Annotated in this window: 14 protein-coding genes; 5 read left to right on the top strand and 9 right to left on the bottom strand. The window is 47.9% G+C overall.

Annotated elements, in window-relative coordinates; all coding sequences use genetic code 11:
• Positions 1-344 precede the first annotated feature (344 nt).
• From QZ938_RS10080 to QZ938_RS10050, 7 genes are all read right to left on the bottom strand, one after another.
• Positions 345-1,064: a PHP domain-containing protein gene (locus QZ938_RS10080; protein WP_293351198.1), complete on the bottom strand. Its 720-nt coding sequence runs from the start codon at positions 1,062-1,064 to the stop codon at positions 345-347.
• Positions 1,065-1,290: 226 nt separating this feature from the next.
• Positions 1,291-3,804, bottom strand: coding sequence for a bifunctional serine/threonine-protein kinase/ABC transporter substrate-binding protein (locus tag QZ938_RS10075; RefSeq protein ID WP_293351196.1), 2,514 nt, complete (start codon positions 3,802-3,804; stop codon positions 1,291-1,293).
• Positions 3,805-4,345: 541 nt separating this feature from the next.
• The gene (locus QZ938_RS10070; RefSeq protein ID WP_293150623.1) at positions 4,346-4,516 is read right to left on the bottom strand and encodes a hypothetical protein; all 171 of its coding nucleotides are present in this window, start codon (positions 4,514-4,516) and stop codon (positions 4,346-4,348) included.
• A 13-nt stretch (positions 4,517-4,529) separates the two neighbouring features.
• Positions 4,530-5,768 (bottom strand): HetZ-related protein, encoded by a 1,239-nt coding sequence (locus QZ938_RS10065; protein ID WP_293351194.1) that lies wholly within the window; start codon positions 5,766-5,768, stop codon positions 4,530-4,532.
• A gap of 532 nt (positions 5,769-6,300) precedes the next feature.
• Positions 6,301-6,756 (bottom strand): D-aminoacyl-tRNA deacylase, encoded by a 456-nt coding sequence (dtd, locus tag QZ938_RS10060; protein WP_293351192.1) that lies wholly within the window; start codon positions 6,754-6,756, stop codon positions 6,301-6,303.
• A 176-nt stretch (positions 6,757-6,932) separates the two neighbouring features.
• On the bottom strand, positions 6,933-8,078 hold the full coding sequence (locus QZ938_RS10055; protein ID WP_293150614.1) for a GTP-binding protein: 1,146 nt from the start codon (positions 8,076-8,078) through the stop codon (positions 6,933-6,935).
• Positions 8,079-8,583: 505 nt separating this feature from the next.
• Positions 8,584-8,985: a fasciclin domain-containing protein gene (locus QZ938_RS10050; RefSeq protein WP_293351190.1), complete on the bottom strand. Its 402-nt coding sequence runs from the start codon at positions 8,983-8,985 to the stop codon at positions 8,584-8,586.
• A 408-nt stretch (positions 8,986-9,393) separates the two neighbouring features.
• Here QZ938_RS10050 and QZ938_RS10045 point away from each other — a divergent pair, with 408 nt between their 5' ends.
• Both QZ938_RS10045 and QZ938_RS10040 read left to right on the top strand, forming a co-directional pair.
• Positions 9,394-10,299 carry a ferritin-like domain-containing protein gene (locus tag QZ938_RS10045; protein ID WP_293338416.1) on the top strand — a complete coding sequence of 302 codons (906 nt, stop codon included), beginning with the start codon at positions 9,394-9,396 and terminating at the stop codon, positions 10,297-10,299.
• A gap of 197 nt (positions 10,300-10,496) precedes the next feature.
• Positions 10,497-11,000 (top strand): YbjN domain-containing protein, encoded by a 504-nt coding sequence (locus tag QZ938_RS10040; RefSeq protein WP_293145206.1) that lies wholly within the window; start codon positions 10,497-10,499, stop codon positions 10,998-11,000.
• Positions 11,001-11,378: 378 nt separating this feature from the next.
• Here QZ938_RS10040 and QZ938_RS10035 read toward each other — a convergent pair whose 3' ends face one another.
• Entirely contained in the window at positions 11,379-11,837 is a 459-nt protein-coding gene (locus QZ938_RS10035) for a divergent PAP2 family protein (RefSeq protein WP_293145209.1), read from the bottom strand.
• 14 nt (positions 11,838-11,851) lie between these two features.
• Positions 11,852-12,781 (bottom strand): geranylgeranyl diphosphate synthase CrtE, encoded by a 930-nt coding sequence (gene crtE / locus QZ938_RS10030; RefSeq protein ID WP_293365476.1) that lies wholly within the window; start codon positions 12,779-12,781, stop codon positions 11,852-11,854.
• 185 nt (positions 12,782-12,966) lie between these two features.
• Between crtE and QZ938_RS10025 the strand changes: the two genes are divergently transcribed.
• The 3 genes from QZ938_RS10025 (at position 12,967) to QZ938_RS10015 (ending at position 16,664) form a co-directional block, all read left to right on the top strand.
• The gene (locus QZ938_RS10025) at positions 12,967-14,385 is read left to right on the top strand and encodes a family 2B encapsulin nanocompartment shell protein (protein WP_293351188.1); all 1,419 of its coding nucleotides are present in this window, start codon (positions 12,967-12,969) and stop codon (positions 14,383-14,385) included.
• Between the two features lie 88 nt (positions 14,386-14,473).
• Positions 14,474-15,343: a geranyl diphosphate 2-C-methyltransferase gene (locus tag QZ938_RS10020; RefSeq protein ID WP_293338410.1), complete on the top strand. Its 870-nt coding sequence runs from the start codon at positions 14,474-14,476 to the stop codon at positions 15,341-15,343.
• A 304-nt stretch (positions 15,344-15,647) separates the two neighbouring features.
• Positions 15,648-16,664: an RRXRR domain-containing protein gene (locus QZ938_RS10015; protein ID WP_293351186.1), complete on the top strand. Its 1,017-nt coding sequence runs from the start codon at positions 15,648-15,650 to the stop codon at positions 16,662-16,664.
• Positions 16,665-16,688 lie beyond the last annotated feature (24 nt).

Raw genomic sequence — 16,688 nt, 5'->3', positions numbered from 1 at the left:
CCATTTGATGATTATTGTGGGATGGGCGTCCCGCCCGTCCTCATCTGGACGGGCGGGACGCCCATCCCACTTTCAAAAGTATAAATTATTTAATTTGCGATTCTAAGTAGTCAAGTTATTAATTTTTTTTCCTAACCAAGGTTTGTAGTGCGGACTTCAGTCCGCTTTATGCTGCGGACTGAAGTCCGCAATACAAACGACTGCTTCTCCGCAGTGAGGGCAGTCATAAAATAGATACCAAACAAGTCGTTTGTCAAAGACAGACTGACCGAAAAACATCTGTATGTCTTTGCCGCAATTCCCGCACAGTCCGTATAAATCGCAATTTATAATTTCCAAATTACCTAGATTCGGACAAGAAGACTCAGGCCGTGAGAATCAGTTCCACAAGTTCCCAGCAAACCATGGGTTTCAGCTAAATCTTTGACTAAAGCAGTTTGTTTGGGACTCGGTTTCCAAGGATTAGGATTACCGTAAGCATAGTAAACTTCTACGCCGTCAATGCCAAGACGGGCGGCTTCTGGGATTAGTTGATCTGCGATCGATCGATACCGGCAAGGATGCGCTAAAACTGCTAAACCTCCTGCTTCGTGAATCGCTTCAATTACCTTGGCTGCGGAATAAGAAGCGTGGCCTTCAGTGCCTTTACCTCGCAAGTAAGGTGTGAGACTGGGATGTTCAGGATCGAAGGCGTAAGCGAGAATGTGTACGTCGTTTTTGAGCAATTCAGCGTTAATTTCAGCGCCCGTCCAAAGAGTCGGCGCTGCGGTACTCCTGTCGGGATGCTTTAATTTCCAGTTATCCAGCCAAATTTGAGCTTGAACGTAGCCTTTGGTGCTGTGGTGATCGGTGATAGCGAAGCCTTTGAGGCCGCCTGCTATGGCTAGTTCCATCAACTTCTCTGGCTGCAATCGACCGTCGGAGTAGACTGTGTGCATATGGAAGTTATAGGAACCCGGACAGCTACCGGCATCAATTGTCTGCCAGACTTGTTTGAGTGCCGAGATATTCTGGGATTCTGGTTTGAGGCTAGAACTTGTTGAGGGAGCGAGATTGACCGTCATAAGCATTATTATAAAAAAAACTAGCTTTGTTAACTATATCTAATTTTTTCTTTAAATGTTGGGGGCGAATCCCCGCAGGTACTTTCAACAGTTGACAGTTGAGAGTTGACCTGTGACAGTTTGAGAGAAACCTCTACCCTTAAGTCTGAGGATTGAAGTAATGAACAGTCTGAGTTTAATTTTTCCCGGGCGGGCGGGCTTTCAACCAATTCTTTCTGGTAAAGCATTAGTCGCACTTTAAACCTGCGGCGGCGGCTGTCGGAAATTCGATCGGCACAAACGTCACACCAAATTGTTCTCTAGCACACGGAACAATGTGTGCTAAAGCTTTAGGAGGGTTTTTCCGATTTCCAGTTGTCAAGTCAAACTCAATTATACCCGTGGCACCATCAGCTTTAAAGTCTGGAGATGCTAGGGTTTTTTGCATTCCTTCACGGCTGGGTTCTGGCTGTAATTCTAGGGATTTAATCAGCGTTTTAGCTGCATCGTAGGTTAAAGCCGATCGAGTATTGACTGGGCCTCCCCACAATTTTTCAGCATTAACTGGAAACTTTTTATCAAAACTGATTAACGGATGCCAAAACACGGATACGGCGAGTTTTTTTACAGACTTTAGCTGTTTTGCTGCTTCTAAAGTTCGCGGATCGTACAGAGTCCAAGGGCCAACAATCCACTTGAGATCGTCGTTGATTTTGATCGTATCGAGGGCGTGTTCGAGAGAATTAGTGACTTGACCGTCGGGAAAGAGAGCTATGGCTGTTATTTTGGCTTTTTCAACTTCTTTGATTGCTGCTTCGGCGTTAAAATCATTTTTAGATAAATCGAAATTACTGGATCTAAAAGTCGAACCTCCTTCGGCTTCAAATTGCTTTTTAAATTCTTCCCACAAGGAAGCGCTAAACGGACTATTGGGATTGTAAAAAACCGCAACTCTTTTTTGACCGACTTTAATCAGTTGATTTGCTAAGCCTTCAGCTTCTTTGCTAGTTGTTGGGGCTGTCCGAAAGAAAAATTTCCGAGGTTTGCGCGTTAGTTCTTCTGTTGTGCTTCCCGGAGAAATGGCGACCAGTTTATTTCGATCGTAAATATCTACTGTTTCTACCGTCATGTCACTGGTGTAGTGTCCGATGACTGCTAGAATATTTGGTTGAGTGACTAGGTAATTTGCCCTTTGAACTGCGTAGGATTTGATATTGGCGTCATCAGCAATGATTACTTTGAGACCTTTTCCTTTAATCGATTTTGGTTCGAGAAATCCTTGACCGGGAAAATCTCGCTCGCTGTTATTTCCAGACAGGAGACCTAAATTAACTTCGGTTTGAGCTTGACCAATACCGCGCAGCAGTTCTTCGGCTAAACTTGCATTGACTATAGTTCCCGTCCCGTCCCGATCTCGGCGAATGGGAACAACAATTGCGATCGTATAATACTCTGCACCTATCGCCTCCAGCAGAGCATTGTTGGTGTAAATTAAAGTTTCTGGATCTCTGCGGTCTTCCCGCCAGGACTGTTTGAACAATTTTAAAGCTTCAGGATAATTTCCGCTGGCAAATTCATTTATTGCCCTTTGTTTTGACCAAAGGGCGGAGGTTTCTACTAGGAGTCTTTCGCCGGAACTTACACGTGGGGAGGGTGTAGGTGAGGATGTAGGTAGGGTTGGTTGCGGCGAATTTGTCTGGATTATGGGAAATTTTTTGATGTTTGAAATTACGATCGCCCCTGCCGCCATTACCGCAACACCCAACAGCAGCCAGCGAAAGCGCGATCGCCCCTGCGGCGGAGTTTTGCCTGACTCGGGTTTTTGGCTGGGTGGTAAATTCGGGTTTGGCGAAACTTCAGTAGCATCAGACGAGATCGAATTCGGCTGAGGTTCGGGTAATAGAGGCGATCGCATATCGTCTAAGTCTTGCAAAACCTCCGTTACAGATTGATATCGATTTATATAGTGGAAGCGAACCATGCGATCGAGAATATTTTTAAAATTATCGCTCACTGGTAGCGGAGTGCGATCGCACGTCGAGTCATGCCAGATTATTTCACCAGCACCATCGTAGTTTTTGAACTCTGTGGGATGCTTTCCGGTGAGAGCTTGAATCACGATCATCCCTACAGAGTAAATATCATTACAAGCATGGGCAGTACGTCCATTTGATTGTTCGGGAGACATATAACCGCTGGTGCCGATCGCCTGCGATGTGAATATTTTACCTGTAGAGTCAGCAGTAAAAGTGCTGATTTCTTTGACAGCCCCAAAATCAATTAAAACAATTTTGTTATCTGTTGTGCGCCGAATTAAGTTAGAAGGTGTAATATCGCGATGAATAATATTTTGTTTATGAACGAACTTTAAAATTTCCAGAATTTCCAGCAACAAGGCGATCGCCCGATCCTCTTCCCAGTGTGTATCTGGAGTGAGTTCTTCCTTGAGCTGATGTCCTTCAATGTATTCTTGAACCAAGTAAAAATGGTCATTTTCTTCAAAGTAAGCGAATAATTTGGGAATGCACGGGTGATTGCCGAGACAACCCAAAGCACTAGCTTCCTTGTTAAATTGCGTCCTTGCCTTCTCCAAGACGTGCAGAGCGTTCGATGAAGGAAAAGAAATTTCCTTAACAACGCACTCGGGATTTCCGGGTTTGGCTAGATCCTTAGCCTTGTAAGTAATCCCAAACCCTCCCAGTCCCAATTGCTGGATAATTTGGTACCTTTCGTGAAGGATATACCCTGGCTCTAGACACATATATTTTTCAGCACCTGTTGACTGGCTCCGGTCTTTGATGTTGATTATACGCTTTTTTGTTCCTAGATACACTGTGGCAACATACCAAGTTCGTCTCTGCCCATATCAAAAACATGATAACTTTCAGCAATTTATCATTTCCAGTTGTCACTGACCAATCAATAATGATGATTGATAACTAATGACTAATAACTAATGACTAATAAGGATCTATTCGATACAACTTCATAGAAAAATGGTATCAGTCATACCTCATCTTTTGGAGAAAAGCTATATATCAAATCCAGTATCTATAGCCTTTCTCAAAAAGATGAGGTACGTCAGAGAGCTGGTATAACCGCTTAGACGTATAGGGCTCGCATCCCAACAACATACCTCATCTTTCTGATAACCGCTATATATTCTCTCTGTGTCCTCTGTGCTCTCTGCGGTTAAATTATTTTCATATGGCCGCAAACTATATTACCTGTTCGATGGTATAAATATGATAATAATTAATCGCAAAAACAAATTCCCAGGCATGACCTGGGAAGGTAAAAATTTAATAAAAATAATGTTGTTTTAATAAATTGAATTTGCCAGAAAGCGGCGATAATTTGGGTAATAATTGAGCAGCGCTGGTAGATTTGAGAGCGGACTGCGGGGCGGGCATTCCGGTTCCGGTGCCGCACCCGATCGCATTTTCCAATCTCAATAAAACACTTGCGTTCATGTTTGATCACCCGTTATGCTTGGCTGCTGTTGCGAGTCTGGCTTGCCAGATCCAACAGTTGTGCCCAACGTTTTTGGACTTGTTTGGGGGTACAGTTGAGTGCAGTGGCGATCGCCTTGTCGCATTCTTGATTCCGTTTCATTGCTAGCAGTTCTTGTTGTTCGGGCGACAGTTGAGCGCGAAATGTTTCCCATTTGTCGGAAGTCATGCCCAGTTTTTGATCGACATCAGCACCCAGCCATTCGTGAACGAGTTTCCAGTTTTGAGTGCGGGCGAATTTTTCGACGTGGTACTTAAACCGTTGTTGCAAGTAGTCGCGCTGGCGGGAGGACAAACCGAGAACGCGATCGATTTCCGAAGCCGAAAGATCTTGCAATTTCAAAGTCAAGTAGCTCACACATTCGGGCTGATTTTGGGATTCCAGATAGGCGATCAATTCGGTGACTACTCGATCGCGCAACACAGCATCAGCCGGATCGACAGTTTCCGAAACCATTTGTTCGCGCACTTGTTGCAGCGCCGGAGAGCGGCTGTACATTTCTGCATCTTCTCCCTTGCCGGATTCTACAGCCATTTCAATGTCGATCGCAGTTTCGGGAGGTTGGCCCTTAGCAAATCCTTGAGCGCGAAGCACGATCAGGCGTTGGCGGTTGCGGCCCGGCAAACCGATTTGGCGCTTGGCGTATTGTTCGGTAAAAGCCATGTACTCAGCCAATTCAATCTGAGTGCGGGGCTGGTAGGTGGCGTCGAGTTGGTGTTCGCGGCGGAAGGCGCGCAGAGATTCGATGTAAAAGCCTTGCAAAAAGTCTTCAATCATGTTGTAGCGAGCTTGGAAGTTCAAGTTCGATCGGAAAGAAGCAACATGACGGTAAATCATTGATGCGAGGTGAGAGTGCAGTTGAACGCGGCCTTGTTTGGAACCGAGGCGATAGAATTCGAGAGTTTTTTGCAACCGGTGTTCGGCCAAGGTGATTTGCCAAGCTTCAACTTCGCCGGAAACTTGGATGCGATCGCTTTTTTGGCAAATCCGTTCGACTTCCTTAGCAATTCGCATCGCCACTGCTTGAGCGCTGCGGCTGGCAGTTTTCATTTCTGCTTCCAACTCTTTGAGGGCGAATTCAGCCAAAGCCAGGACATCGATGCTGGAAACTGTATTGATTTCGGCGGTTTGTTCGGTGGAGGTAGCCGGAATGAAGTTGAGGTTAGAAACAGTGTTGCAGTTGACGGGGTTGGTGGCAGTTGTGACAGTCATGGCGTTTATCGGGTGGTAGCGCACAGCGTGCGAGGACATTTTTCAGGGAGCGAGGCGGCAGTTGCTGGCGGTTTCGCTTGGCACGGCTGATTCAACTCTCTATGTATTGAATATAGGGAAATACAGATAGGCACAGTGATGTCAGTGTTCCACTCTCTCATGCAACATTTTTTGGCTGCCGAATCTGATTTTAAGCGGTGGCTGTTGAGGATAGATTTTATTGCCTTCAAAGCCTGACTGTACAAGCATTCTGAGCTGTTATGCGGGTGTGGCGATCGCGACAAAGATTGACGGTGTTCCGGGGCCGCTGAGTGGACAATTTAGCAACTGGCCTTTTGAGGGGGTTTTCGGCGTCGGAGATTGCGGAATTGAGACTCGGCAGAATGTAGCGAACTGCACTATCTTCAGAACCTACGCTACAGCAGTTGGGAAACCCGGTCAATTTAGAAATTTTCTTTTAAAAGGGGCAACGGCTTTTTTTGAACGAACCGCGAAGACGCAAAGGACGCAAAGGAAGACAAGAGAAGAGTATTCACCCTGCTTCTCTCTCCAACACCAAAGTCACCGGGCCGTCATTATCTATAGATACTTGCATCATGGCTCCAAACAAGCCTGTTTCGACTTTTAACCCGCTCTGGCGCAACTTTTCGACAAATTTTGCATAAAGTTTTTCGGCGGTTTCTGGGGTCGCAGAGCGATCGAACGAAGGGCGCCGACCTTTGCGACAGTCGCCGTAGAGCGTAAACTGACTGACAACGAGCAACTCGCCGCCGATGTCTTGTACGGATTTGTCCCAGCGGCCGCCGTCCCTGGCTGAGTCGGGAAACAAACGCAATTCTAGGCATTTTCGGGCCATCCAGTCGAGTTCTGCTTCGGTGTCGGTGTCTGCAATACCTACAAGCAAGTTGAGTCCGCAGCCGATTTTGCCGATAATTCGATCGTTCACTTGGACTTGAGACGATTTGACTCGCTGGATTATGACTCGCATGGGAAATTTAAAACAGTCCTGGACATATATAAGAATGAATTCTTAGGTACGTAGTTGCGCTTAAGCGCTCTTTCCGATATCCCGGAAAGAGCGCTTAAGCGCAACTACATACCTGATTTCAAAAGCGAAGACAGCGCAACTACGTACCTGGATTTAATGTGACAGTTGCGTCCAGGTTAGTTTTTCCCGAATCCTTTGCCGCGATTGGGTGCAGGCGTGCAGAGACAATTTTCGATTTGCGATCGCAAAGTCTCGATATCCAAACCCTGACCGATGAGAACAAGCTGATTTTTTGGCTCACCTTTCCACTCGTCGTCATCTATTGAAAATCGCTTGCCACTCAAGTGGAAAATATGCCGTTTCGGACTTTCTTCAAACCACATAATCCCTTTCGCACGAAACACGTTTGTTGGCATTTGGTGGTCTAAGAAATATTGAAATTTCCTCAGAGAAAACGGCTTGTCACTCTGGAAAGAAATTGAGGTAAATCCGTCATTGTCTAAATGGCCGGAGTGATCGTGATGATCGTGTTCGCTATGATCGTGATGACCGTGATCGTGATGATCGTGATGACCGTGATCGTGATGACCGTGATCGTGATGACCGTGATCGTGATGGTCGTGATCGTGATGATCGTGACTGCTAGCAGTTTCCTCAGATTGGAAATATTTGTCAGATTCAAACAATCCGACGCTAAGGACTAGGGGTAGGGGAACTTGCGATTTTACTGTTCGCAAAATTCGAGCACCTTCTTTGACATCGCGAATCTTAACTTCCAGCAAATCTAAATCTGCTTCTTCAACCAAATCTGTTTTGTTGAGAATAATAATATCGCCGTAAGCTATTTGACTGTAGGCTGCTTCTGAGTTGAACAAATCTAAGCTGTAGTTGGCTGCGTCTACTACTGTAACTATTGAATCTAGACGGGTCATGTCGCGCAGTTCTGTGCCTAAAAAAGTCATCGCTACTGGCAGCGGGTCGGCGAGTCCGGTGGTCTCGACTACTAGATAGTCGAGCTTTTCTTGACGTTCTAAAACTTTGTAAACTGCATTAACCAAATCTTCGTTAATTGTGCAGCAGATGCAGCCGTTGTTCAGCTCGACCATGTTGTCGTCTGTAGTAACAATCAGTTCGTTGTCGATGCCGATTTCACCAAATTCATTGACTAAAACTGCTGTTTTCAAACCTTGCTGGTTGGTCAGGATGTGGTTGAGCAGGGTTGTTTTGCCACTGCCGAGAAATCCTGTAATGATTGTAACGGGCAATCCGTGTTTGGGAGCTTCCATCGCCGTTTCTGTCTCGGACTGAGTTGTAGATTGCATAGCTTGACTGTCAAATAATGTCGATCGCACTTTCCTTGTGGTTCTTATTGTATCTTATTTAAGCTCAGCCCCCATCAACCCGGTTTCTGGGAGAAATTTTGGGTTTGGCGGCATGGCATCTACGCATCAACCGCAAATAAGCTTCAGAGTACGAATGCTATTGGCTTACAGCCTGTTTTTCCGGTAAATCCAGCGGCGACAAATTTGGGGCAGACAATCGCTTCGTGCGATCGACCAATTCCCCCTGCTCTATGATGGTTTTTGCGATCGCGCTACTTAATTCAGTTGACAGTTGACAGTTGACAGTTGACAGCGACCTCTACCTAAAAAGAAGAGGATTGGAGCAATGAATAGTCTGATTTTAATTTCTCCCTACAAGGGTTCAGGCTTTCAACCAATTCTTTATAGTAAAATATTTAGTTTTTAACTATCAATTAAAATCGGGCGGTGGCTAACAACAGCCACCGCCCTCAAGATAGTATTATTGCACTATCTAAATCTGTGCTTAGGCAGGAAGCAAGACTGTATCGATGATGTGGATGACGCCATTATCAGCAGCAACATCGGCTGTGGTAACGGTAGAATCATTGATTTTGACGCCATTGGAAGCATCAATTTTCACTTCTGAACCTTCAACTGTCTTGGCAGATTTCAGCTTGACTACATCAGCAGCCATAACTTTGCCAGCAACGACATGATAAGTCAAGATTTTTTTGAGCTTAGGAATGTCCTTAAGCAATGCGTCTACAGTACCTGCGGGAAGCTTAGCAAAAGCTTCGTCTGTGGGTGCGAACACTGTGAAGGGCCCGGTGCCTTTGAGAGTATCGACTAAACCAGCAGCTTTGACGGCAGCAACTAGGGTTGTAAAAGAGCCTGCCGAAACGGCGGTATCAACGATGTCAGCCAAGTGAGTCACCTAGGTTTTGTATTCTCTAAATCAATATAACGCTAAAAAGTTAATTTGGCTACCTAAATTTTCCTTTTCTTTAGTCAGTTATTTTGATATAAAAAACCAATATTTCTTATATCAAAATACCTGTCTAAAGGTAGATAAAAATCTCGATATTTTATTGTATTTTAAGGCAAAGCAACCTGTTCCTAAATATATTGGCAAGCCGATCGCGAATTGTGCGCTCGCCCAGGCGCAGTATGAAATGTAAACGCAGAGCGATCGACATGAATGGCTGAGTTGGCAACACCTTCAAGATCGATCTTTGCCAAAAGCGCACAACAACTTTCTGCGTGCTGAGGGCATTGGTTGTCATAAAAATTGCGTTACACTTATATAGGTATCTTTACAAAACAACATACAAACATGACAGTTGCCTATCCCCGCAAGCTTCGCAACGGCATGGGAGCGCGCGAGATTTTAAGTCAAGTGGTGCGCGATCGCGAAATCCACTTGATTACCCTCAACCGCTACCGCTACAGCGAACAGCGCAGTTGCAAAGACCTCACCGACTTGATCGAGCAGCTAGACGGCGAACCGGCCGAACTGGTGCGGGATCTTTCCCGGCATATCTCGGACGAAGCGCGACACGCCATGTGGCTTACGGACTTGCTTGTAGACATCGGTGAGAAGGTGGGAACGCCGCCAGGAGTTTCCTACATTGACGAATTTGAAAGGTTGCTCGACAGCGACCAAAAAGACCCTACCAAAGACCGCGAAGATTTTGTAATTTCTTCCCTAGCGGCGATTAACGTCACCGAGAAGCGGGGATGCGAGTATTTCTCAGCGCACATCCACGCCCTGAAAAATGCTCCTCAAACCGACGAAAACGTCAAAATCCGCGAAACCATCGAAAAGATTTTTCCCGAAGAAGCTGGTCACGTCCGCTGGGGCAACCGCTGGCTGGGTAAAATTGCTGCGAAGAGTCCGGGACACCGCGAGAAGGTGGAACAGGCGAAACGCAAGTATGCGGCGATCGAACAAGCAGCATTTGCATCGGGAATGGATATCATGCTGGGAGCAGAACTGCGTCGCGTCACCCGTCTGGTGGACATTGCCAACACGATGCCGATGTGGGAACGCCCGCAATATCTGATGGAACGCTTGCCGGCCACCCTGCTCGCCCCCGATTTGCAAATGACCAGAGTCGATGTGGCTCAACGGGCCTGGAACCGAGATCCGCAAGCATTTGTGGAGAAATTTGTGCCGATGTTCCTCAATGGATTAAAACCGATTGAGAAGAAGTCGGCAGCCGCTAAGCCCAAGGCTTAGATACAGGCGAGGGAGAGCCTCAGGATATGGGTTCTCAGGCACAGCCTGGGAACCAGTGATTATTTAAGTCATAGCCAATTCTTTAATCTAAAATCCAAAATCTAAAATCCAATCAGTCGTATTTTGGTAAGTCCTAAATACGAAGTAAACTGTATTGGTAAAGATTATTGGAACACTTTTCCGTTTAAATATTAATCATGACTAACAGCGAGCCAAACCCACAAACAGCTTCGGCAGAAAGCCTATCTAGCGAAAGCGCGATCGCCTCCGAGCAGGTCGAACAAGCCACAGCAGTGAGCTATGCCGAAGAAATTGAAACTGTGATTGCCAGCATGGCCGTAGACCAAAAAGTGATGGTCGGTCAAAATGAAGCTGGCGGACATCTTTGGAAATTCAAGTACGGCAGCGTTGAAGTGTTCGTGCAACTCACGGGCGAAACCGAAAATGATACTTTGACTGTTTGGGCCTTTGTGCTTCAGTTGCCGGCAAAGAATGAAGCTAAATTAATGCGGAAACTGCTAGAAATGAATTGGCTGGCTACTTTAGAATCTCATTTTGCGATCGTTGACAACCAAGTTGCCGTAATATCAACTCGGACGATCGCCGAAATCTCTGCTGGGGAAATGTCACGCGCTATTACTATTGTAGCCACCATCGCCGATGACAACGATGACTTGCTGCAAGCAGAATTTGGTAATTAGGGCTTGCTGAATAAAAGTAGAAAGCTTACCAGACAAGGGGTTTAAGCTTTTTTTGCTTGAATGAGTGCAAGTTATAGGATTATAGAGGCTCAAAACCCTTGCAATGAAAGTTGTTAATTTCTGGCGAAATTTGGGAATGCCAGCAATAAACCTACTATTTTTTAAGCTGTGTAGTCTCGTTTTTCCACTACGTACACTTTTTCAGCAAGCCCTAATTAGTCATTAGTCATTAGTCATTAGTCATTAGCGCGAGCGTCCCCGCTCGCGAACGTTATCAGTCATTAGTCATTAGTCATCACTGCGAGCGTCCCTGCTCGCGAACGTTATTAGTCATTGGTAATTTGAACCAACTGTCAACTGTCAACTGTCAACTGTCAACTAATATGCAGGCCCTGCGATCCAAGAAATCGCGATTCCCAGCCCCAAACCGACGAACACTTGAAAAGGAGTGTGTCCCAGCAACTCTTTCAGGCGAGCCTCATTAAAGTTGTGGTCTTCCTCAAAAAACTCGTCGATAATTTGGTTGAGGATTTGAGCTTGTTTCCCTGCTGCTTGGCGGACTCCAGCAGCGTCGTACATGACAATAATTGCAAAGATGGCTGCGATCGCAAATTCTGGACTTTCCCATCCCATCGTTTGTCCGACTCCCGCAGCCAAAGCGCCCACAAAAGATGAGTGAGAGCTGGGCATTCCGCCCGTTGTTACCAAATACCGCAGATTAAACTTGCGATTTTTGATTAATTCGATCGGCAATTTAATGACTTGAGCCGACAGACAAGCGATCAAAGCAACTATCAGTACATGATTGTTTAAGATGCCGCTGCAAATTTCCTGCATATTCTTTAGTATTTCTAGTTACTGCGGCTGGTTATAAAATCGGCGATCGCCAATAGCGGTTGGGCTTTACTTCCAAACACTGCCAATTGAGCCTTAGCATCAGCAACAAGCTCTTTGGCTTGGCGCCGAGACTCCTCAATTCCGCACAAACTCGGATAAGTTACCTTTCCGGCTTGAACATCTTTGCCAGCGGTTTTGCCCAATTCTTCTTGAGTAGCAGTAATATCCAGAATGTCATCAATTATCTGGAAAGCCAGCCCAATATTCTTGGCAAAACGAGACAAACGTTGCAAATCCGCAGCAGCAACCCCACCCAGAATTGCCCCACAAACCACACACGCTTCTAACACTGCGCCAGTTTTGTGAGCATGAATGTAATTCAAAGTTTCTAGAGAAACATTTTTTAATCCTTCTGATTCTAAGTCAACCACCTGACCGCCTACAATTCCACAAGCGCCCGATGCCCGGGCTAAATGACCTATTGTCTGCAACACTTGCTGGGGTGGTACATTCTCAGTTTTAGTGGCAATAAATTCAAAGGCATAGCTCAACAAACCATCGCCAGCCAAAATTGCGATATCTTCGCCGTAGACTTTGTGGTTAGTCAGTTTACCGCGCCGATAGTCGTCATTGTCCATTGCTGGCAAATCATCGTGAATCAGCGACATGGTGTGAATCATTTCCACAGCGCAAGCCGTGGGCATTGCCATTTCGGCAGTACCACCAGCCAATTCGCAACTAGCCAAACAGAGGATGGGGCGCAGCCTCTTGCCACCTGCTAGCAGCGAGTAGCGCATCGCTTCGTAAATTTTCTCTGGGTAGATGACGGGTAGGGCATTATCGAGAGCTACCTCGATCGCCTTTTTTTGTTTGATTAGGTAAGTAGATAAGTCGAAAGTGGATTCTGGTTGGGACGAATCCATTTCTGTTGCTGCAAATATCATCCCTTGCTCTCTTATACTTGGTATTACTTGGGATACTTTGATTTATTCGGGTCGATCAAACCAACTTGGACAGTAGCGATCGCCAGAAATCTAAATTTAATTTAATCATTGTCTGGGTGCGATCGCACAGAAACTTATAATATTGGATTATTTGTTGCATAACTAACAAAGTGGAGGACTAACTCGTGACCTATTCTAGTGATTCCAGAGAAGATGTGAATTCTAATGGGCAGACACTAGCGGAACAGTCGAGCCTGAGTACTCGGGCAGCGAAGCAGTTGGCCACAACCGCCAAGACCGCTCCGCAGATGCAGGGCATCACCTCACGCTGGATCAGCAACCTGCTGCCTTGGGTGCAGCTGCGCGGCGGCTCTTATCGCGTCAACCGCCGCTTGACCTATGCGCTGGGTGATGGTCGCGTCACCTTTACGAACGTCGGGTCAACGATTCGGGTAATTCCCCAGGAGCTGCGCGAGCTGGCCTTTCTGCGCGACTTTGAAGACGAAACCGTCTTGAACGCGTTGGCCGACCGCTTTGTGCAGCAGGAGTTTCAACCCGGTGATGTGCTGGTAGAGAAGGGAACCCCCGCCGACCAGATTGTGCTGATTGCTCACGGCAAAGTGAGCAAGATCGGTACGGGCAAGTATGGCGATGAGGTGGAATTGGGTGTGTTGATCGATGGCGACCACTTTACCTATCAGGCCATTCTCGAATCCGAAGACGTATGGAACTTCACCATCAAGGCGATCACGCGCTGTACGGTCTTGGCGCTGAGACAAAGCTCTTTTGAAGAACTGGTCAACTCCTCAGCATCACTTCAGGCGCACATCGAGGCGTTTGAAGCCCAACCCCCCAAGCCTCACGATCGGCACGGTCAGGCCGCCATCGAGCTGGCCGCTGGCCACAGCGGCGAACCCGTGCTGCCCACGACCTTTGTCGATTACGAAACCTCTCCGCGTGAATATGAGTTGAGCCTGGTACAGACGGTGCTGCGTGTTCACACCCGCGTTGCCGATCTCTACAACGATCCGATGAACCAGATTGCGGAACAACTCAAGCTAACGGTGCACGAGTTGCGCGAGCGCCAGGAGTACGAGTTGGTCAACAACCAAGAGTTCGGTCTGTTGCACAACGCCGACCTGGGCCAGCGCTTCCCCACCCGCAATGGCCCGCCCACGCCAGATGATTTTGATGAGCTGATCACCCGCCGCCGCAATGCGCAGTACATTTTTGCCCACCCGCGTGCCATTGCCGCCTTTGGCCGCGAGTGCAGCAAGCTGGGTCTCTACCCCGACAGCCATGATATGGGGGGCGAACGAGTCATGGCGTGGCGCAACATCCCGATTTTGCCCTGCAACAAGATTCCCATCAGCAACACCCAGACCAGTTCCGTGATCGTTGTCCGTACCGGTGAGGACAATCAGGGCGTGGTGGGTCTTCGACCCGCAGAGTTGCCCGATCAGCACGAGCCGGGGTTGAACGTGCGCTTTATGGGCATCAACGAGAAAGCCATCATCTCCTACCTCGTCAGCAACTACTTCTCTGCTGCCATCCTCGTACCCGATGCCGTCGGCGTACTCGAAGATGTCGAGCTAGGACGCTAGTAAATTCCGGCGGAGATACCTGAACAGTCAACTGTCAGCATCTTCAGCATACACTCATTGAAACACCTATTGACGAGTAACGCATTCTATGACCATGCCTCAAACTATCACTGCCGACAATGTTTTGCGCAGTGAATATCAGAAGTCAGTTGCCAACTATTGGAACCAAGAAAAGAATCCCGTTAATCTGCTGCTCGGCCACGTTGACGGCTATTACCACCACCACTACGGGATCGGCGATGTCGATTGGTCGGTGTTGGAAGCCCCCGAAGGTGAGCGCGACGATCGGATTATTCGCGAGTTGCACCGGCTCGAGCACGCCCAGGGGGCGTTCCTGCTCGACCATCTGGGCGACATCAAGCCTGATGACCGCGTGATGGATGGCGGTTCCGGTCGCGGCGGCACCAGCTTCATGGTCAATGAACGCTTTGGTTGTCAGGTCGACGGAGTGTCAATCTCAGAATCTCAGGTCGAGTTTGCCAACGACCAGGCTGCGCAGCGCGGCGTGGCCGACAAGGTCAAGTTCCACTTTCGCAACATGCTCGATACTGGCTTCGAGACGGGAGCCATGCGCAGCATTTGGACGAATGAGACCACCATGTATGTAGATCTGTTCAAGCTGTTCGCCGAGTTTGCACGCCTATTGCAGGATGGTGGTCGCTACGCATGCATCACGGGTTGCTACAACGACGTTACGGGGGGGCGCTCGCGGGCGGTCAGCCAGATCGATGCGCATTACATCTGTAACATCCATCCGCGCAGTCAATATTTCAAGGCACTGGCGGCGAACAACCTCGTCCCGATTACCGTCACCGACCTGACTCCCCTAACGATTCCCTACTGGGAACTGCGAGCCAAGTCTTCGCTCGTCACCGGGGTCGAGGATTACTTCCTTACGGCATACAAAGAGGGCAGCTTCCACTACCTGCTCATCGTCGCCGATCGTATCATTCGGTAAGGCTTATCCAAAACACAAACCGCACCATGGTGTGGTGCGTAGCGCGCATACCGCACACGCACCACACACCACCACTCTGATACAGGGATAAGACTGTCACGTACCCCCGGCTAAAGCACGGGGGCTTGAATAAGCTCAAGCCATAGGGCGAACTTCAAGACTAAACACGAGACTAGCTAGGTTCTTCGGAACAACTGAAGGTTAAGAGCGCGTGGCAGCGCACCCGACGTTAGAGACACCTCCCTAATCCCTAACCTCTCGGAACCTCAGTAGCGAAGGGAAGTACACATTCAGGCTTACCGCCATGCAATCCGTCCCAGTCATCGATAACAATCAACATCCTTTGATGCCGACCACTGCGGCACGTGCCAAGCGCTGGATTCATTCTGGGAAGGCTACCCCATTCTGGAAGCGCGGTGTCTTCTGCGTTCGCTTGAACGTAGAACCATCATCGCGATTCACTCAACCCATTGCGGTTGGGATCCATCCGGGTTCCAAGCGTGAAGCATTCACGGTCAAGTCTGGGACTTGCACTTATCTCAATATGCAAACTCATGCCGTTGATTGGGTGAAAGATGCAGAAGAAACAAGTACCAATATGCGACGGGCAAGACGATTCCGTAAGACTCCATGTCGCAAACCTCGTCTCAATCGCCAACGAGGCGGACTCCCTCCTAGCACGAAAGCGCGGTGGCAGTGGAAGTTGCGCGTCTGCTCCTGGTTGTCGAAGCTGTTTCCCATCACCGCTTTTGTGGTGGAAGACATCAAAGCGAGAACCTTTAAGAACGGACGCAAGTGGAACGTCATGTTTTCCCCGCTCGAAGTAGGCAAGAAATGGTTCTACTCTGAGCTAGAACGAATTGCTCCCGTTCACCTCCAACAAGGATTTGAGACAAAAGAACTTCGAGATCGACACGGACTGAAGAAATCAAAGCAGAAGCTATCAGACAAATTTGAGGCCCATTGCGTTGATTCTTGGGTGCTAGCGAATTGGTTCACTGAGGGACACGACAAACCGGATAGCACTCGGTTGATTGTGGTCATTCCACTTCGGTTCCATCGCCGTCAGTTGCACCGATTTCAACCGAGTAAGGGCGGGATTCGCTCTCCTTACGGTGGAACGATGTCCGAAGGGTTCAAGCGCGGCGGCATTGCCAAACATCCAAAGTACGGCGTTGTCTATATCGGCGGTGCGTCGAAGGGAAAGGTGAGCCTTCATTCTGTGGCAACAGGCAAGCGGTTAACGCAACACGCGAAGCCTTCAGATCTCAAATTTTTATCCTTTAACTCATGGAGAACTGTAAATGCTGCAAATCGGTAGGCCGATAAATCCGCTCGCGTCGCT

The sequence above is a fragment of the Microcoleus sp. CAWBG27 genome (assembly GCF_020883145.1).
Classification (GTDB): domain Bacteria; phylum Cyanobacteriota; class Cyanobacteriia; order Cyanobacteriales; family Microcoleaceae; genus Microcoleus.
This window is presented reverse-complemented; position numbering and strand designations above follow the sequence as displayed.